Genomic DNA, 18055 nt, shown 5'->3' on the forward strand with positions numbered 1-18055 from the left:
GCTCAGATCCCGCGAGCCGGGATCGTCGCGCGCAGCGGTTCCGGCAGCAGGTCACCGTGGGCGACCACGAGGTCGTTGCACAGCTCCCAGATCTGCTCGGGTGTCAGCGTCGACGACGCGTTCGGGTCCATGAGCACCGCCTGCCGGATCGCGACGGGATCGCCCGTCCGCGCGGCGTGCACCGTGAGCTCGTTCACGGAGACGTACGGCCGGTTCAGCGCCGCCGCCTGCACGGGGAGCGCCCCCATCGGGATCGGTGCGATGCCAGCGGCGCCGACGGTGGTCGGGACCTCGACGACGCAGCCCGCCGGCAGGTTGTCGATCAGGCCCGCGTTCGGGACGTTCGCGTGGATCTCGCGCTCGGTGCCGGTGACCAGCGAGTGGATGACCTGCGGGGCGTACTCCGACGCGCCCTCCTCGAGCTGCACGGGCCGGCCGGCCGCCAGGTCGCGCTCGGCTGCCTCGAACTCCGCGACGTTGTCCTCGGAGATGCCGACGTACTCGAGCGGCCGCAGGCGGAAGCGGTCCACCTGCTCCTGCGAGCGGAGGAACCACGACAGGTACTCCGAGGAGTGCTCGCTCGTCTCGGTCGGGTAGAAGCCGACCCGCTTGAAGACCTCGACCCGCACGCGACGTTCGAGCTCCGGGTCCTGCCGGATGCGCTCACGGAGAAGGGGGTAGAGGTCCTCGCCGTCGTGCGTCCACTCGAGCAACCACGACTGGTGGTTGACGCCCGCTGCGCGGAAGCGGGTCTGCTCGACGTCGAGGCCGAGGAGTCCGGCGAGGTCGTGTGCCGTCCAGTAGACGCTGTGGCAGAGCCCGAGCGCGGTGATGTCCGGCGCGACGGTGTTCGCCCACCAGATGTTCATCGCCATCGGGTTCGTGTAGTTGAGCAGGACCGCGTCCGGGGCGACCTCGCGCATGTCCGCGGTCAGCTCCGTGAGGAACGGGAAGGTACGGAGGGCACGGAAGACCCCGCCGACCCCCGTCGTGTCGCCGATCGTCTGGTGCAGGCCGTACCGCTCCGGGATCTCGAGGTCGGTCCGGGTCGCCGCGATCCCGCCGATCTGCACCATGTCGACGACGAAGTCGGCGTCGGCGAGGGCGCGACGGCGGTCGGTCGTCGCCGTGACGGTGACCGGACGCCCGAGGCGCTCGCTCACCTGGCGGGCGGTGGCCTCGGCGACGGCGAGGCGGCGCTCGTCGACGTCGAACAGCCGGAGGTCCAGCTCGGGGAGGTCGTCGTAGCGGAGGAGGTCGGCGAGCAGCTGTCGGGTGAAGACGACGCTGCCGGCGCCGACGAACACGATGCGGGACACGGGAAGCCCTTCGTTCGGGGTACCGCCGAGGGACGGCGGTCGGAACCACCTGCGGTGGCAGAAGGCACGGAGGGGTGGGAGGGCGCGCTTCCCGACACGGGCTCCTGCGGTGTCCGGGTGCGCGGCCTCGACGGGGTTCGCCGGCCGGGCCCCACGGTAGGGGGCGGCGGACGCGACCACCACGCAGCGTCGTGAAACGCGCAGGACGAGTGCGCGTTCGGGTGCGCAGTGCTCAGGCGATGAGGACCTCGACGCCCGCCGCGGCGATCTGCTCGAGCGCCTCGCGCGGGGCGTGCTCGTCGGTCACCAGGACGGACACGTCACCGATGTCGGCCATCCGTGCCATCGTCTGCCGTCCGACCTTCGACCCGTCGCAGACCACGACCACCCGGTCGGCGTGCGTGACCATCACGCCGTTCGTCCGCGCCTCGGTGTCGTCGTGCGTGGTGACGCCGCCGGCAGCGCTGATGCCGTCCGTGCCGAGGAACGCCGTCGTCACCTTGAAGGCGGAGAACGCCGCCTCGGCCAGGGGGCCGACCGCCTCGAGCGAGGTGGCGCGGAGGGTCCCGCCAGTCAGGATCGTCTTCACACGGGGACTGCGCGAGACCTCCAGCGCGATGGTCACGGCGTTCGTGATGACGGTCAGGCCGTTCCGGTCGCCGAGCGCCCGCACGACCTCCTGCGTGGTGGTCCCTCCGCTGACCGCGACGGCCTGCCGCCCCGGGGGCAGGAGCCGGGCCGCGAGCCGTCCGACCGCGCGCTTGGCGGCGTCGGCCTCGGAGGCCCGCATCACGACGGGCAGCTCCGGGAGCGCACCCACGGCCTCGACCCGGCCGTAGCTGCGCCGGACGAGCCCGCGTGCCTCGAGCTCGCTGAGGTCGCGGCGGACCGTGGCCGCGGAGACCCCGCAGGCGCGGATCAGCTCGTCCGTGCTCGTCGACCCCTGCTCGCGCACCCGCTCGAGGATGTCCCGCATCCGGTCCCGCCGCTTGCGGCCGACGTCCGGGGTGTCGTTGTCCATGGCCCCATCATGCGACAGAACGATCACTGCGAATGACCGGAGTGATCGTTACGGCAGCGGAACTGATCGGTCGTTGCCGACACTGAGACCGGACGCGGCGCCGGACGGTGCCGCGTCGGCAGCGCCGCCGACCGCGGCGCACGCACCAGGAGAACCACGTGAACCCCATCACTGCGCTCGTCGCTCGCCACCGTGCCGGATCCGGTGAGGGCATCACCTCGGTCTGCTCGGCGAACCCCTACGTCCTGCGGGCCTCGATGCGCCAGGCGCTCGAGGACGACGCACCCCTGCTCGTCGAGGCGACCTCGAACCAGGTCGACCAGTTCGGCGGCTACACGGGCATGACACCCGCGGACTTCCGCGCGGCGGTGCTCGAGCTCGCCGAGGCCGAGGGCTTCCCGGCCGACCGGCTCGTCCTCGGCGGCGACCACCTCGGCCCGAACACGTGGCAGGAGCGCCCGGCCGACGAGGCCATGCCGCTCGCCGTCGACCTCGTCCGCGCCTACGTCGCCGCCGGGTACACGAAGATCCACCTCGACTGCAGCATGCCGCTGCAGGGCGAGACCGCTCCGCTGACCGACGCGGTCGTCGCCGAGCGGGCCGCGGTGCTGCTCGCCGCCGCGGAGTCCGCCGCCACCGACGCCGGGATCGACCGCGACGGCATCGTCTACGTCATCGGCACCGAGGTCCCGACCCCCGGCGGGGCGAAGGAGACGCTCCACGACCTCGTGCCGACCCCGGCGACGGCAGCGGTCGGCACGTTGGACGTGCACCGCGCCGCGTTCGAGCGCGCCGGGCTCGCCGACGTGTGGCCGCGCGTCGTCGCCCTCGTCGTGCAGCCCGCGGTCGAGTTCGACCACCTGCAGGTGATCGACTACGTCCCCGAGGCCACGGCCGCCCTGCAGGAGGTCATCGAGGCGACGCCCGGACTCGTGTACGAGGCGCACTCGACCGACTACCAGACGCCCGAGGCGCTCCGTGCCCTGGTCGACGACCACTGGGCGGTGCTCAAGGTCGGCCCCGGTCTGACCTTCGGGCTCCGCGAGGCGCTGTTCGCCCTCGACGCCCTCGAGTCGGAGCTCGTGCCGGACGGCTCCGCCACCGACCTGCGCGGCGTCGTCGAGCGCCGCATGCTCGCCGAGCCGGGCCGGTGGGAGCGCTACTACGAGGGCGACGAGCACGAGCGGCGCATCGCCCGCACCTACAGCTACAGCGACCGCATGCGCTACTACTGGCCGGACCCGGAGATCACCGCCGCGACCGAGGCGCTCCTGCACAGCCTCGACGAGGTCGGCATCCCGCTCCCGCTGCTGAGCCAGTACCTGCCGGTGCAGTACGAGCGGGTCCGCGAGGGTCTGCTGCCGAACCGCGCCGAGGACATCGTGCTCGACCGGGTCCGCGACGTCCTGCGCCCGTACGCCGCCGCCGTCGCCCCGCGCGAGCGTCTCGCCGCCGCGGTCGCCACCACCACCAGCAAGGAGTCCCTGTGACCACGACCGCCCCCGTCCGCGCCGACGAGACCGCGACCCACCGCGAGATCCTGCAGCAGCCCGAGAGCTGGCAGCGCCTCGTCGCGTCGCTCGACGACAGCCGTGCCGCGCTCGACGCCTTCCTGCAGCCGCTGCTCGCCGACCCGGACCTGCGCATCGTGCTCACCGGGGCCGGCACCTCGGCCTTCGTCGGGGACATCGCGAGCGTCGACCTCCGCCGCCACATCGGCCGTCGCGTCGAGTCGATCGCCACGACCGACATCGTGGCCGACCCGCACGGCTCGCTCGGCGACCCGGGCCGGGTGCTCCTGGTCTCCTTCGCCCGCTCCGGCAACAGCCCGGAGAGCGTCGCAGCGACCCGCGTCGTCGACGACGTCGCGCCGGGTGCGCACCACCTGGTCGTCACCTGCGACCCCGCGGGCTCCCTCGCCCGCGAGCACCGCGGGCAGGACCGGTCCTTCGTCCTCGACATGCCGGCCGAGACGAACGACACCGGCTTCGCGATGACGTCGAGCTTCTCCACGATGCTCCTCGCCGTCCTCCTGGCCTTCCGGCCGGAGCTCGTGGCGGGCACCGGCGCGCTGGTCGCGGCGGCGCGGACGATCGCCGGCCTGGAGGCACGGATCGCCTCGCTCGCCGAGGGCACCGAACGCGTCGTCTACCTGGGCAGCGGCGCGCTGCAGGGCCTGGCACGCGAGTCCGCGCTGAAGCTGCTCGAACTCACCGCGGGCGGGGTCGTGTCGTTCTTCGACACCCCGCTCGGCTTCCGGCACGGCCCGAAGGCCGTCGCGGGTGCACACACCCTGGTGGTCGTCTACGGCTCGGCCGACCCGTACACGGCGCGGTACGACGCGGACATCCTCCGCGAGCTGCGCGGGGACGGGACCGTGCGGGTCGTCTCGGTCGGCGGAGACGCGGACGACGAGCGTTCCTTCCCGCTCGACGGCCTGGCGGGGCTCGACGACGCGTTCCGCAGCGTCGCCCTGGTCGGCTTCGCGCAGCTCCTCGCCCTCGCGACGTCGGTCGCGCACGGCTGCACGCCGGACAACCCGTTCCCGGGCGGCACGGTCAACCGCGTCGTGCAGGGCGTGACGATCCACGACCACCGCGGGGGAGTCGCGCGGCCATGACGGTCTTCCTCGGCATGGACGGCGGTGGCACCAAGACCGCGTTCCTGCTCACCGACGGCGAGGGCACCACGCTCGCCGAGTCGCGGCAGCCGACCTCCTCCTGGTTCGACGCGGGGACCGGACTCGTCGGCGACGTCGTCCGTGCGGGCGTCGACGCGGTGACGTCGGCGGCCGGCATCACCCCGGCGGACATCACGTCCGCGCACTTCGGCATCCCCGGACACGGGGAGTCGAGTCGGGACACCCCGGTGCTCGACGCCCTCCCCGCCGCGGTGCTCGGACACGACCGGTACTCCTGCGGCAACGACATGGTCGGCGGTTGGGCCGGTTCCCTGGCCGGGCGGGACGGCGTGAACGTGATCGCGGGCACCGGGTCGATGGCCTACGGCGAGCGCGACGGCACCGCACACCGCGTCGGCGGCTGGAGCGAGGTGTTCGGCGACGAGGGGTCCGCGTACTGGGTCGCCGTCCAGGGGCTCAACGCCTTCTCCCGGATGGCCGACGGCCGACTGCCCCGGGGTCCGCTGCACGCACTCGTCCGCGAGCGGGTCGGGGTGACCGAGGACCTCGACCTGATCGGCGTCGTCATGGACGAGTGGGGGGCGGACCGCGGGACCGTCGCCGACCTGGCGAAGGTGGTCGTCGCGGCCGCCGACGCCGGCGACGACGCGGCTGCCGAGATCCTGCACCGCGCCGCAGCCGAGCTCACGACCCTGGTCGGCACGACGGTCCGCGCGCTCGGTTTCCCCGCCGGCGAGACCGTTCCGGTGTCGTACTCCGGCGGGCTCTTCCGGGCGCCGCGCTTCCGCGAGGCGTTCGCCAGCGCCCTGTCCGCCGAGGACACGAACCTCGAGCTCGTCGAGCCCCGCCACGATCCGACCGTCGGCAGCGTCCTGGTCGCGATGCGTCGGGCCGGGGCACCGATCCCCGAGCGGTTCGCCGCGGACGTGCTCGCGGCGACCAGCTCCAGCGCCGCCGCACGCTGACACCGCGCACCGACATCGCGTACCGACCCCACGAGGAGCCCAGCAGTGCAGTTCACGTTCGAGTTCGACGGCCTCCGGGTCCCCGCGAACGTCTCCGGAGCACCCCGCCGGACGGCGGACGGGTGGATCGTCCCGGCCGGTCCCGTCGCGCTGCTCCACACCTCCGGTCCCGCGGCCGAGTTCTACCGGCACGGCTGGAACTCGTGGAGTCCGAGCGGATGGACAGGTGTCGACGGCGACACCATCGGGATCAAGGACAGCCCCGAACGGCTGCTCACCGCCGACGACGCTGCGAACGAGACACCGCACGCACACTCCGGCAGTGCCGTGGGCGCGGTGACCGGTCCGGACGGCGGGACGTTGCTCGTCGGGGCGCTCGGGCTCGGCACCCCGCGGGTCGGCGCCGACCGCAACGTCCTGTGGGCGAGGAGCGAGCACGACGACGCGGAGTGGTTCGTCGCGTACGGCGCCGAGCAGGACGTCTTCGCCGCGTACGCCGACCGGGTCGCCGAGCGGTTCGGTCGCCGGACCGCCCGCGCCGGCACCGTGTGGAGCAGCTGGTACTCGTACTACGAGGACATCACCGAGGACCGGATCGCGCGTGCGGCCGCCGACCTCGAGGGGTACCCGGTCGATGTCTTCCAGATGGACGACGGGTGGGAGCCGATCGTCGGCGACTGGACGGCCGGACCGGACTTCCCGAGCGGGATGGCCGCGACGGCGCGGACCATCGCGCGCCACGGCTTCCGCCCGGGCATCTGGCTCGCGCCGCTGATCGCCCTGCCCGGATCGACGATCGCCACCGAGCGCCCCGACCTGCTCGTGGCCGGTGACGACGGCCGTCCGCTCGTCTCCGGGTACAACTGGGGGTCGTACTACCACTCGCTCGACACGACGAACCCGGAGGTGCTCGACCACCTCCGCGGCGTGTTCGACCGGATCACGACGGACGGCTACGGCTACCTGAAGCTCGACTTCATGTACGCCGGGGCGATCGCCGGACACCGACACGTCGACCTGCCCCGCGAACAGGCCTACCGGCAGGCGATCGAGCACATCCGGGCCACCGTCGGCGACGACGTCTACCTGCTCGGCTGCGGCGTCCCGATGATCCCCTCGGTCGGGGTGTTCGACGGAGCCCGTGTCGGACCGGACGTCGCGCCGTTCTGGGACAACGCCGAGCGGGTGGGCGACCCCTCCGGCGAGGGCGCCCGCAACGCGCTGGTGGCCTCGGTCAACCGGGTGTGGATGCGGCGGCTGTACGAGGTGGACCCCGACTCGGTCTACTTCCGGAGTGAGCGCAACCTGCTCGGCGCGGACGAGCGTCGGGCCCTGCAGGACACCGCGGCCGTCCTCGGGTTCCGGTCGACGTCCGACCCGGTCGACTGGCTCCGACCGGAGGAGCGTGCCGAGGCCGCCGACTGGCTCGGCGGCAGCGCGGTGGTCGAGCAGGTCGGCCGGTACGTCTTCCGCGTCGACGACCGGATGATCGACCTCACCCCGTACGTCACGGGCGAGCACGCGGTCGACGCGGCGTCCTCCATCGGCTGACCGGCTGGCGGTCGTCGTCCCTCAGACGGTGACGACGACCTTGCCGGCGATCCGACCGGCCGCGCCCTCGGCGTGCAGCGCCGGGAGCTCCGCCAGCGGGATGCGTCGGGTGACCTCGACGGTGAGCTGCCCGGCGTCGACGAGCGCGACGAGCTCGGCCAGTCGCTGACGGTCCGGCAGGACGAACACCGTCGCGGCGCGGACGCCCCGGGACTCGTCGTCCGGCGTCGCCATGAACGCGGTCGTGCTGACCACGGCCCCGCCGTCACGCACGGCGGCGACGAGCGCCCGGAACCGCTCCGGCTCGATCGGCGCGAGGTTGAGCAGCACGTCCACCTGCTGGTCGAGCGCCGCGAGGACGTCCGTCGTGGTGTGGTCGACGACCTGCTGTGCTCCGGCGGCGCGGACCGCGTCGGCGCTCCGCGGGCTCGCGGTGGCGACCACGTGCACACCGGCACGGACGGCGAGCTGGATCGCGTACTTCCCGACCACGCCACCGGCGCCGTTGATCAGCACGCGCTGGCCCGCCTCGAGGCGCCCCTCGTCGAACAGGGCCTGGCAGGCCGTCAGCGCCACGGACGGGAGCGCCGCGGCGTCCACCAGCGGGACGCTCGTCGGGGCGGCGGCCAGTGCCTCCGCGGGTGTCACGACGTACTCGGCGGCACCGCCGTCGCGCTCCATCGGGAGGAACCCGACCACCGCGTCGCCGACGGCGAGGCCCTCGACGCCCTCGCCCAGCGCCGCGACCGTGCCGGAGACGTCGTACCCGGGCACGTGCGGCAGCTGGACCGGGATCGGCAGGAACCCGCCGCGCATGCCGTTGTCGGCCGCGTTGTAGGCGGAGGCGGCGACCTGCACCAGCACCTCGCCCGTGCCCGGCTCAGGGCGCTCGACGTCCTCGGTCCGCAGGACCTCCGGGCCGCCCACCTCGTGGAACCGCACGGCCCGCATCGTGTTCTCGTCCATGGTCTTCCCCTTCATCGTTTGCTTCGAATTCGAAGCGATGGGTCGACCGTACACCTGCTTCGAGTTCGAAGCAACAGGTAGGATCGACGCATGGCCTCTCCCCCGTCGGCACTCACTCCGACCCAGCTCGGCGCATACCTGTCGTTCACCGAGGTCGCGGCCCTGCTGCGCCCGGCGGTCGAGCAGCAGCTCCGCGACGCCGGCGAACTCAGCTCCGTGCAGTTCCAGGTGCTCGCCCGACTGGGCGACGCGCCGGACGGGCGGCTGCGGATGACGGACCTGGCGGACGGGGTCGTCTACAGCCGCAGCGGCCTGACCTACCAGGCGCAGGTGCTCGAGCAGCGCGGGCTCGTCACGCGGGGACCGTCACCCGACGACGAGCGGAGCACCGTGGTCTCCCTGACCGACGCCGGGCGAGACGCCCTCTCGACCGTGCTGCCCGGGCACATCGCGACGGTGCACGAGCTGCTGTTCGCGCACGTCAGTGACGAGGACGCAGCGCAGCTGGCTGACGTCCTGGGGCGGATCAGCGGGCACCTGCGACAGCACCCGCCGCGGTCGGCAGGGCGGGCGCGACGGAAGGGCGCGGGCAGCGCGGCGTGACCACGTCCGGACGGGAGGCGCGGGGCGGGCCGGCACCGCGCCTCCCGTCCGGCTGTGGCGAGCCGACCCGCGTCCGGTCCGGCCCGCGCTACGAGCCGATCAAGTGGAGAGCGCCCGCAGCGATCAGCCCGACGCCGCCGAGCACCCCCACGAGGCTCCCGACGATCACGGCCAGACGTCGGTCCCGGTTCATCCCCATGCCCCGAGCGGAGGAGACGTTGCGTCGGTCCACGACGGCGGCGCGGTGGTCCGCGCCGCACGGCCTGCCCGTGGTCAGCGTGCGCGCTGTCCGTCGAGCATCCCGATCAGGGCCAGGGCGTCCGCACCCGCTGACCCGGGCGCCGCGGTGTAGAGCACCAGGAACTGGTCGGCGTCGGTGAGCGCGAGCGTGTCGCAGTCCACCGTCACCGGTCCGACGGCCGGGTGGCGGAAGGTCTTCGTCAGCATCGGTGCCGGCTGCACGTCGTCGTGTCGGTCCCAGAGTCGGGCGAACTCGGGGTTCCCCGACCGGAGCTCGTCGACGAGTGCGACGACCTGTTCGTCCGCAGGGTGCTCCGCCAGGGTCGTCCGCAGGCGCATCACGACGTGGTGCTGGAACTCGGCGCCGTCCGAGATGCCGTACGGCGGGTCCGTGGGCTGGTCCGACCCGGTGATCGGGAAGGCCTGACGCGCCAGGTTCCGTCCGGCGCGGTCGCGCAGGGCGAAGTCCTCCATCAGTGCAGCGGCGAGCGGGTTCCACGCGAGGACCTCGAAGTCCGCGGCGAGCACGATCGCGGCCGTCTGCGGCAGCCGCTCGATCAAGGCCAGGATGCTCGGTCGGACCTCGCGTCGGAGCGTCCCGGTCCGTGCCCGGGCGGTCCCGGCGAGCAGGTGCAGGTGGTCGGTCTCGGCGTCCGTGAGTCGGAGCGTGCCGGCGATGCCGGACAGGACCTCCGCCGACGGCCGCGGAGCGCGCCCCTGCTCGAGCCGCACGTAGTACTCCGTGGAGATGTGGGCGAGGACCGCCACCTCCTCACGGCGGAGACCCGGCGTCCGCCGACGCGTACCCGACGGCAGCCCGACGTCCTCCGGCCGCAGCCGCTCCCGGCGGGAGCGGAGGAACGCGGCGAGCTCCTGCTTGTCCATGCCCCGATCCTCCCCCGCGCCTCCGACGACGTCCTGGTACCGGCTGTACCTGGATCGGGCACTCCTGACGGATCGACGCTGATGCCATGACCGAACTCACCGCACCCCGTTCCCTCGACCTGCTCGCCGGCAAGGTCGTCCTCGTCACCGGCGCCAGCCGCGGCATCGGTGCCGCCGCCGCGAGGCTCTTCGCTCGCGAGGGCGCCGCGGTCGTCCTCGCCGCCCGCAGCACCGACGCCCTCGACACCCTCGTCACCGACATCCGCAGCACCGGCGGTACCGCGGACGCCGTCGCACTCGACCTCGCGGACCCCGTCAGCATCCGGGCGGCCGTCGACCACGTCGACACCCTGCACGGACGGCTCGACGGCGCCTTCAACAACGGCGCCGCGATCCAGCAGCCCGGCCCGCTCGACACCACGAGCGACGAGGACGTCGAGACCCAGTTCGCGGTCAACTTCCGCGGGCACTGGATCGCGATGAACGCCCAGGCAGCACTGATGCGCCGGTCCGGTGGCGGATCGATCGTGAACACCTCGAGCATCGGCAGCCGCCGCGCGAACCCCGCACTCCCCGCCTACGGCGCCATGAAGCGCGCGCTGAACAGCATCACCGAGACGGCCGCCGTGACCTGGGCGCCCGAGGGCATCCGGGTGAACGGCATCACGCCGGGCGGCACCGAGACCGAGATGATCGAGGAGTGGGAGGCCGCGACGCCGGGCATCACCGAGCAGATCAACGCGTCGGTCCCCCTCGGCAGGATGGCGCGTCCGGAGGAGGTCGCCGAGGTCGCCGCCTGGTTGCTCAGTGACCGTGCGTCGATGGTGACCGGGGCGAGCATCCCGGTGGACGGCGGAGCCGGCGCGTGAGACCGCCCGGCGCCGGAGCGCAGGCGACCGCCGGACCGCGTTGCGGCGAGACGAAGCGGCCGACCCTTCCGACGTCCGCGCCGGTGCCGGTGCCGGTCAGGATCGAGCTGGTGTCCGTGCCTCGCTCGTCCGAGCCACGTCAGGATCGGGCGCGCCGATGCGGATGCGGCGTTGCGTCGTCCGCAGGGGCGGCGTCGCCGGTCGGCTCCGTTGCCGAGAGCGGTCCGGTGTCCACGCCGATCAGCTCGCAGAACGCAGTTCGGTGTGACTGCCACCGGACCTCACCGTCCGTCGTCATGCTCAACCGGGTCCGCGCGGTCTTCCCGATGAAGGTCTTCGTGACGCTCACCAGACCTGCTGCCTCGAGGTTCGAGCAGTGCCGGCTCAGCGCCGCGTCCGACACACCCAGATCGTCCCGCAGCTCCCGGAAGGTGATGCTGTGCGTTCCGACGATCTTCGCCACGATGGAGAGCCGCAACGGATGCAACAGCTCCGGGACCAACCGCTCCCGCGGGTGGACGCTCATGCCGCAGCGCCGATCGCCAGTGCGAGGAGTTGCAGGTCAGAACTGCCGTCGATGCCGGTGCGCTGGCGGAGCGCGCCGGGGAGGAAACCGGCGAAGATGCTCCCGACGAGTCCGAACCGGACCGCGGTGAGCCATGCTGCTTCGCACGCGGCTCCTCCTCTGCTCAGCAGCATCCTGTGGCCGTGGGCGCCGAAGCGGCTCGTCATCCCTGCGAGGTTCCCGACGGCCAGGAGGATGGCGCCTGCCTCAGCGAACTCGGGCTGCAACACCATCTCGCGCATCCGGAGCGGTTCGGCATCCCCGTCGAGGCGGAGCAGCCCCCCGTCGACGTACTCGTACAGACCAGGCTGCACGCCCGCGACCCGTCGGCAGGCGACCAGGACGCGGAGCGGCGAGCTGTGCGCTGCGTCGCCCCAGAGACCGGCGTCCATCGTGGTCATGGCGGCCGCCGAGGCGTCGACGTGGCGCCGTTCGACGGGCTGGTCGACGAAGTGCGTCGTGGCGGACCGGTACCGCATCGCCCGGCCGAGCTCCCGGGAGCCCGGGACTGCCGACACCGGCTGCGGCGCAGATCCGACGCGCTGCGCGCTGGCGTCGGCCGCGGTGCGGAGGTCGCTGACGATGCTGATGCGGTCGGTCATCGGAGGCCTCCGATGGTGAGCTTCCCGGTCACCATCTGCTCGCTGTCGTCGAGGTCGTAGCGGGACTGCAGTTCGGCTGCCACCCATCCGAGGTGGTTGGTCGTCGGCAGCCCGAGACCTGTCGCCGCGACGGCGACGTGGGCCATCGCGACGCCGGCGTCGAGCGCGACGATGCGGTAGGAGAAGGTGTTGTACTTCTTCCACACGCGGTACATCTCGCTCACCACGACGAGCTCGACGCCGGGATCGCCGTCGTCAGCGTCGCCGAGGCGACACGCGGCGTAGGCGTCCCCGCGGTACATCCATCGTCCGTCGGGGACGTCGGGGACGTCGCGAGTGGTGAAGTACGCCTGCGGGGAGCCGAGGTTACCGCCCGTCGGAGCCCACCGGCGCACCTTGCCTGCTTCTGCGAGGTGAGGCGGCTTCAGCGCGAAGCCGGAAGCGAGGACGTGCGCAAGCGATGCGGCGGCCCCGGTCGGTCGGTCGACCTCGAGATCGACCGGGAGCGGGAACCACTCGCCTTCGGCAGGCCGTTGCTCGAGGCTCAACGCGATGTTCGCGGGTTCGAAGTGCTGCTGGTGCGTCCGTGGCTTCGTCAGACGCGCGGGAGGGAAGGCCACGGACTCCTCGAAGGCGAAGGCGATCCCGCCGTCGGAGTCCGACTCGCCCGTGCCACAGGTCCGACACCCCGGCCGCCGGACGACGAACTCGAAGCGCGTACTGAGCGGATCGCCGCCGATGACGATCGCTTCGGAGACCGTCCGGGCGGTGCCGACCCCAGCGAGCAGGAGGACTGCCTCCTGGACGATGCAGGCCGGGAGCAGTCCGCGCAGCGGAACCTGCTCGCCGGGGACGTCTCGGTGTGCTCCGAGCACCTGCAGCCCCGCTTCCGTGCAGTCCGGGCACGGATTGTGGTCGGGGTAGCTGACGGGGCCGATGCTCACGTCCGCTCCGCGGAGCGTGACGGGCAGCACGGGGACACCGCGAGCGCGGAGCGAAGCGCAGATCTGCGCGTCAGGTCGGACACCGTCGAGGTCCACCGTGACGGCGAGGCTCGGCGGGGTGTCCTGCAACTCGTCGACCGGGATGACCCGCACGTGGCTCGATCGCAGCGCAGCCACGACCTCCGACGCGAAGTCCTGGTCGTCGACGACGACCCCGACGGTCGCTGCGTCGAGCGCCGCCCGCGCGGCTGAGCCGGACTGGTGATGCCGAGTCGCGTCGAAGGTCCTGCTGAGGAAGTCGTGGAGGGCCTGGTCGCCGGTCGGCCTCGGTGCGTCACCCTCCTCCAGGAGTCCCGCCGAGTACAGGATCCCGAGTACCTGACGGATGGTGGGCTCGGCCACTCCGGCGTCCGCTGCGAGCTCGCCCCACGTCCGCGTCCCGTCGAGGAGCGGAAGGAGATCCGGGAGGAGACGCTGCACCGTCCGGCCCTGGAGCACCCGCCGTGAGACGACCCCTTCGATCACGTACCGGTCCTGCAACCACGTCGTCGGGACGGCTGCGACCACGCGTGGCATCGTCGGGATCGTGAACTGCGCGTCGTTCTGGGTGGCCACGTCGAGCGCTGCTGCTGTGAGCGAGGTGTTCATCCTTGTTCGACGCCTGCCCTTTCGAGACGGATCAGTTCGTTGAGGGCCGCAGTGGCTTCTCGTTGTGGCGAGAGCCCGAGGCGGTTCATCGTGAGGTGCACGTGCTGGTGGAGGTGGTACACGGGCGGATGTCCCGGTCCGGCATGACGCATCGCGTCCGCGAGGCCGTCGACGAAGCGCCCCAGCAGTCGGTGGCTGCACGGGTCGCCGTCCTGCACGTTCGGCGGGGGTTCGTCGCGGAGCGCTGCGAGGCTCGACTCGACCGCTCCGCCGTCCGACGACTTCTCTCCCAGCCACCACGCCGCGTGGGTGCGGAGGACAGCGAGGCGGGTCCGCTGGTCGGGCACGAGGACGGACACGGTGTGTCGCACGAGCAGGTCCGCGACGTCCATCCGCTCCCTGATGGCGTGGACCGCGAGGAGCGTCGAGGTCGTGAACAGCTCCTCGGCACGCCGGACGCCGCTCGTTCCCCACTTGTCGACCTCCGGCTCGTACAGGTCGAGGCGGACCGGGTGCCCCACCTCGTGCCGGGAGGCATGGACGGCGTCCGCGCTCGACGGCGAGGTGAACGCCCTGAAGCGGAGGTGCGGGCCGGAGTGATCCGCGTAGCGGAGGACGTGCCAGGAGGTCGCGGCACCGGCGATGCGCTCGACGAGGTCAGCGAGTTCGAGGACGACCCGATCCATCTCCGCCGTCGGCGCGTACACCTTCCAGTACGTCCACGTGCCGCTCATCTCCTCGACTCCACTGCGATCTCGTGCCGGGCCCGGAGCGGACCAGGCGTCGGCCGCGGCCATCCGAGCGTCATGACGTGCTCCACTGCGTGTTCCGCGCCGGAGCGGACCGGGAGGCTCTCCTGGACCTCGAGGGTGTGACGCCCCGGCAGCAACGCCCACACCGCGCTGACCGTGTACCAGCTGCTGAAGCGCATCCACATCGGCTTCCGCGTGTCCGCGTCGAACGGGTCGTCGCCGTGGATCCGCACGAACACTTCGTCCGGCATCCCGTTCGCGGTCCGCCACCCGTGCAGGGCGGTGAGGAAGTCGCCAGGTGTCGAGTTCCCCTGGACCGGGATGCTGTCGACGGGCACCCGCCAGGTCTGGCGCCGGGTGACGAGCGAACGGTCGGTGCGCCGAGGATGCCGTTCCAGGCGTTCCGTGCGGCCTGCCCGCCGGATCGGGTTCGACTCACGGGTGATGCGGGAACCGTCGATCCACGGGTCGACGAGCGCGAGCAGCAGTCCGACCGGCCCTTCGAACGTCCACGCCGGGACGATGCCGAGAGGGACCGGCGCGACGAGGGCGCCGTCGTTCCGGACGAACTCGAGCACGTCGGTCTCCGGGTCGTGGGTGAGCGCGATGCCGAGCAGCGCTTCTTCCAGGTCCGCACCTCGGAGTGGCGGGACGGCAGCGGCCGCGGCGCGTTGCAAGGGGTTGACGTCGACCCCGGGCAGCACCGAGCGCACGTCGTCCGCACCCGGGTAGAGCTGCTCCACCCACCCGGTGATCATCGGGACCAGCGTCGACGGCGCGTCTCCGAGCGCACAGAAGCGGGCCACCACGCCGCCCACCCCCGGCATGAGTTGGTTCACGACCGCTGTCCGGTCGTCGTGGGCGTGCGCGGTCTGCACGAACGCGGAGATCGTGGGTGGCGCCGTGGTGGCCCCGACGGGCAGTCCGCTGCGCCCGACGTGTGCGTCCACGCTGCGGTCTGCCGCGCGAGCGGCCTGGAGCGCTGCGCGGAACGGCTTGGACAACGAGCACTCGGTCAGGAAGCCCAGTACGTCGTGTGTCGCACCGCCGGCACCGTGCGCGGCGACGAACGCGTCCTTGACGACGTCGTAGACCCGAGAGCGGAAGAGGGTGGGGCGGACCAGGGTGGCCAGCGATCCCGGCAGGTCGCTCGACGAGGTCGTGGGACGTGACGCGGCACCCGCGTCCTCGTTGACGAGGCGTTGGCGGGGGAGATCGATGTCGAGGTCGGAGGCGAGCTGCTGGAGTCCGTCCTGGATCGACCGGAGGACGGCGCTCCGAGACGGTCCCGACGTCGACGCGAGCGTCTGCGCGTCGCGACCGACCTGCAGCAGGAGCGCCCCGGCAGCGGCCACCTCCGTGCAGTCGCTGCGCAGCATCAGCTCGCCGAGCGCCGACTCCGGACGGCGGGAGTCGTGGGCCCACGGGGGTACGGCGGAGACGGCCCCGGACGCGATCCACCGTGCTGCGCGCGCCCAACCTCCGCCGTCGGCGACGCGGAGCAACTCGTCTGCGGTACCACCGACCCAGGTGCTGAGGAGCGCGGCATCGCTGTCCGCGTCGTGCAGCCGTTTCGGATGTCTCCCGAAGACGACCGCGCCGTGCGTCATCTCCGCCGTCTCGACGCTCGCGACGAGACGCTCCCCCGTCGCGCGCACGGCGGACCGGTACTGCAGCGTCGGGAGGGCGTGACGGCGGGTGGCCAGCTCCCGGAGGACGGTCGAGGCGACCACCGGCGACAGTGTGGAGACGCGGTCGTCGAGGTTCGCTCCGTCGACGGCCACGCGGGTCAGTGTCGACAGCGGGCTCGGCTTGAGGGCGGCTCTCGACGTGAAGGCCAGAGCGGACCTTCCCCGCTTGCTCCCCGCTGGTGCGGGCTTCCCGAGCGCTTCGAAGAAACCAGGGCTGAGGAGCCGGAGCGCATCCGCGACGTCCGGAGTGCGGAGCGCTTCCCGGACCCGCTCTTCAGCCCGCGTGCCGTCCTCGTCCGCGAGCTTCGCGATCAGCGCCCGGCTCACCGCGACGGCGGCTCGGCGCTGCACCAGCTCCTCGAGGTCCAACCCGTGTCGCTCCGCTGCCTCCAGTCCGACGGTCGTCAACGGCCGGCGGTTGTGCAGGTCTCTCCGGAGACCCAGGAGCGCTCGGCGATCACCCTCCGAGCACGTCGGGACCAGGACGTGCACTGCGTCTGCGACCTGTCGGCTGATCGAGTCGACCTGCTCCTGGAGCCGGTGTCCCTCCTCGAGGAGGTCCGGGGTCAGCTGCTGGTCGAAGTGCAGTGCATCCCCCGGCAGCGATGCGATCCGGGACATGGTGAAGGGCGCCACGGCGTACTGCGTCATGACGGAGTCCCGAACACGGTCAGCAGGATGGTGTGCGAGAGGTTCCAGAGCATCAGCACCAGGTAGAGCACGCTTCCGAGCGCGTAGGACACGAGGCCGACCCGGCGCACTCGGGCCATGGTGAGGACGTGGGCAGGCTGCGGTCGCCGGAGCAGGGCGTTGGTGACGATCGTGAAGGCGCGCGCCCGCATGTTCAGCGCCCCGAAGGCGGCTTCGATCGCGTGGTAGCCGTCGGAGCGGAACAACGGGTTGCAGTTCGCGAGGAGGAGGAACAGCTCGGCGGTGAGGTAGAGGACCACGGCCTCGTGGGCTCCACCCGTCACGTTCAGCGCGAGGACGGCCGCGACACCGATGAGCGCGGCGTCGACGAGGGGACCAGCGAGGGCGATGAGCACGAGCCCTGGCCGGGACCGGACCGCGTACGCCTCGGTGCGGTCGACGTAGGCGACGGGGACGAAGTAGTACAGCAGCCCGACACCGATCTCACGGACCCGCGCTCCTTGCGTGCGCATGGCGATGGCGTGACAGGTCTCGTGCACTGCGAGCTGGATGACCACGAGGACGGCGACGATGACGATGGCCTCGATCGACGGCTGAGCCAGTTCGCTCGTGTTCGCGAGGACCGTTGCGAGTCCGCCTGCGACCGCCGTGGCTGCCGTGATCCCGGCGACGACGAGGAGCGTGGGCGCGGAGAACCTGTGCAACGGGCGCGCGACCGCTGCGGCGAGCCCGTCGATGTTCACCGGCAGCGGGAGTCGAGCGAAGAAGTCGGCCCCGGCGCGGGCGAGGAAGCGATCCGTACGGGAGTGCTCCCCGGACTGCCCCTCGATGAAACCGGACTTCCGCAGCGCATCGAGGAACTTGCGCACACCGTCGGTGGCAGCCGTTCCGGTCTCGTCGACGGCGTCCGTCCGGCGGATGAGCTGCACGAGTTCGTCGTGGTCGCAACCCGCTTCGAGTCGCGCGATGAGCGGCTCGACGCCCGCCGGCACTGCCGCGAAGTGTCCGGCCGGGCTCCTGAGGAGGAGACGGCCGTCTGCTGCGACGCCACGCGTCACACCACTGGCCAGCCGGAGCACCCCGTCGGGTTCGGTCTCGCTCGTGAGTTGCGTCATCTGTGCCTCGGTCGGGAGATGGGAGAG

Annotated in this window: 16 protein-coding genes; 6 read left to right on the forward strand and 10 right to left on the reverse strand. The window is 72.2% G+C overall.

The genetic code is table 11. The annotated features are described in order from the left end of the window. Positions 1 to 2: 2 nt before the first annotated feature. Together melA and ABIC52_RS13770 are read right to left on the reverse strand one after the other, a co-directional pair. Positions 3 to 1319 (reverse strand): alpha-galactosidase, encoded by a 1317-nt coding sequence (gene melA, locus ABIC52_RS13765; protein WP_354027598.1) that lies wholly within the window; start codon positions 1317 to 1319, stop codon positions 3 to 5. 232 nt (positions 1320 to 1551) lie between these two features. After that, the gene (locus ABIC52_RS13770; RefSeq protein ID WP_126890486.1) at positions 1552 to 2340 is read right to left on the reverse strand and encodes a DeoR/GlpR family DNA-binding transcription regulator; all 789 of its coding nucleotides are present in this window, start codon (positions 2338 to 2340) and stop codon (positions 1552 to 1554) included. A gap of 158 nt (positions 2341 to 2498) precedes the next feature. Between ABIC52_RS13770 and ABIC52_RS13775 the strand changes: the two genes are divergently transcribed. The 4 genes from ABIC52_RS13775 to ABIC52_RS13790 are packed head-to-tail and all read left to right on the forward strand — an operon-like array spanning position 2499 to position 7497. Beyond that, positions 2499 to 3830, forward strand: coding sequence for a D-tagatose-bisphosphate aldolase, class II, non-catalytic subunit (locus ABIC52_RS13775; protein WP_354027599.1), 1332 nt, complete (start codon positions 2499 to 2501; stop codon positions 3828 to 3830). Continuing rightward, the gene (locus ABIC52_RS13780; protein ID WP_354027600.1) at positions 3827 to 4960 is read left to right on the forward strand and encodes an SIS domain-containing protein; all 1134 of its coding nucleotides are present in this window, start codon (positions 3827 to 3829) and stop codon (positions 4958 to 4960) included. The genes ABIC52_RS13775 and ABIC52_RS13780 overlap by 4 nt, the downstream gene beginning before the upstream one ends. Further along, on the forward strand, positions 4957 to 5946 hold the full coding sequence (locus ABIC52_RS13785; protein ID WP_354027601.1) for an N-acetylglucosamine kinase: 990 nt from the start codon (positions 4957 to 4959) through the stop codon (positions 5944 to 5946). The genes ABIC52_RS13780 and ABIC52_RS13785 overlap by 4 nt, the downstream gene beginning before the upstream one ends. A 45-nt stretch (positions 5947 to 5991) precedes the next feature. Next, complete coding sequence (locus tag ABIC52_RS13790) at positions 5992 to 7497, forward strand: glycoside hydrolase family 36 protein (protein WP_354027602.1); 1506 nt, start codon at positions 5992 to 5994, stop codon at positions 7495 to 7497. Between the two features lie 21 nt (positions 7498 to 7518). Here the strand turns inward: ABIC52_RS13790 and ABIC52_RS13795 are convergent, their stop codons facing one another. Continuing rightward, positions 7519 to 8448 (reverse strand): NADP-dependent oxidoreductase, encoded by a 930-nt coding sequence (locus ABIC52_RS13795; RefSeq protein ID WP_354027615.1) that lies wholly within the window; start codon positions 8446 to 8448, stop codon positions 7519 to 7521. A 105-nt stretch (positions 8449 to 8553) separates the two neighbouring features. Here ABIC52_RS13795 and ABIC52_RS13800 point away from each other — a divergent pair, with 105 nt between their 5' ends. Next, entirely contained in the window at positions 8554 to 9066 is a 513-nt protein-coding gene (locus tag ABIC52_RS13800; RefSeq protein ID WP_354027603.1) for a MarR family winged helix-turn-helix transcriptional regulator, read from the forward strand. A gap of 273 nt (positions 9067 to 9339) precedes the next feature. On the opposite strand, the gene ABIC52_RS13805 is transcribed toward ABIC52_RS13800, so the two are convergent. Further along, positions 9340 to 10191: a helix-turn-helix transcriptional regulator gene (locus tag ABIC52_RS13805; RefSeq protein WP_354027604.1), complete on the reverse strand. Its 852-nt coding sequence runs from the start codon at positions 10189 to 10191 to the stop codon at positions 9340 to 9342. A gap of 86 nt (positions 10192 to 10277) precedes the next feature. Between ABIC52_RS13805 and ABIC52_RS13810 the strand changes: the two genes are divergently transcribed. Then, complete coding sequence (locus ABIC52_RS13810) at positions 10278 to 11060, forward strand: SDR family NAD(P)-dependent oxidoreductase (RefSeq protein WP_126890479.1); 783 nt, start codon at positions 10278 to 10280, stop codon at positions 11058 to 11060. Between the two features lie 139 nt (positions 11061 to 11199). On the opposite strand, the gene ABIC52_RS13815 is transcribed toward ABIC52_RS13810, so the two are convergent. The 6 genes from ABIC52_RS13815 to ABIC52_RS13840 are packed head-to-tail and all read right to left on the reverse strand — an operon-like array spanning position 11200 to position 18028. Next, positions 11200 to 11586: a transcriptional regulator gene (locus ABIC52_RS13815; protein WP_354027605.1), complete on the reverse strand. Its 387-nt coding sequence runs from the start codon at positions 11584 to 11586 to the stop codon at positions 11200 to 11202. Then, positions 11583 to 12227, reverse strand: coding sequence for a nitroreductase family protein (locus ABIC52_RS13820; protein ID WP_161972581.1), 645 nt, complete (start codon positions 12225 to 12227; stop codon positions 11583 to 11585). The genes ABIC52_RS13815 and ABIC52_RS13820 overlap by 4 nt, the downstream gene beginning before the upstream one ends. Then, a complete protein-coding gene (locus ABIC52_RS13825; protein ID WP_354027606.1) occupies positions 12224 to 13819 on the reverse strand; it encodes a hypothetical protein in 1596 nt (531 codons plus the stop codon). The genes ABIC52_RS13820 and ABIC52_RS13825 overlap by 4 nt, the downstream gene beginning before the upstream one ends. Then, positions 13816 to 14553, reverse strand: a complete 738-nt coding sequence (locus ABIC52_RS13830; RefSeq protein WP_354027607.1) for a thiopeptide-type bacteriocin biosynthesis protein — start codon at positions 14551 to 14553, stop codon at positions 13816 to 13818. The genes ABIC52_RS13825 and ABIC52_RS13830 overlap by 4 nt, the downstream gene beginning before the upstream one ends. Beyond that, a complete protein-coding gene (locus tag ABIC52_RS13835; protein ID WP_354027608.1) occupies positions 14550 to 16913 on the reverse strand; it encodes a hypothetical protein in 2364 nt (787 codons plus the stop codon). The genes ABIC52_RS13830 and ABIC52_RS13835 overlap by 4 nt, the downstream gene beginning before the upstream one ends. Then, entirely contained in the window at positions 16910 to 18028 is a 1119-nt protein-coding gene (locus ABIC52_RS13840; protein WP_126890473.1) for a site-2 protease family protein, read from the reverse strand. Before ABIC52_RS13840 ends, ABIC52_RS13835 begins: the two co-directional genes overlap by 4 nt. Positions 18029 to 18055 lie beyond the last annotated feature (27 nt).

The sequence above is a fragment of the Curtobacterium oceanosedimentum genome (assembly GCF_040545555.1).
Lineage (GTDB): Bacteria > Actinomycetota > Actinomycetes > Actinomycetales > Microbacteriaceae > Curtobacterium.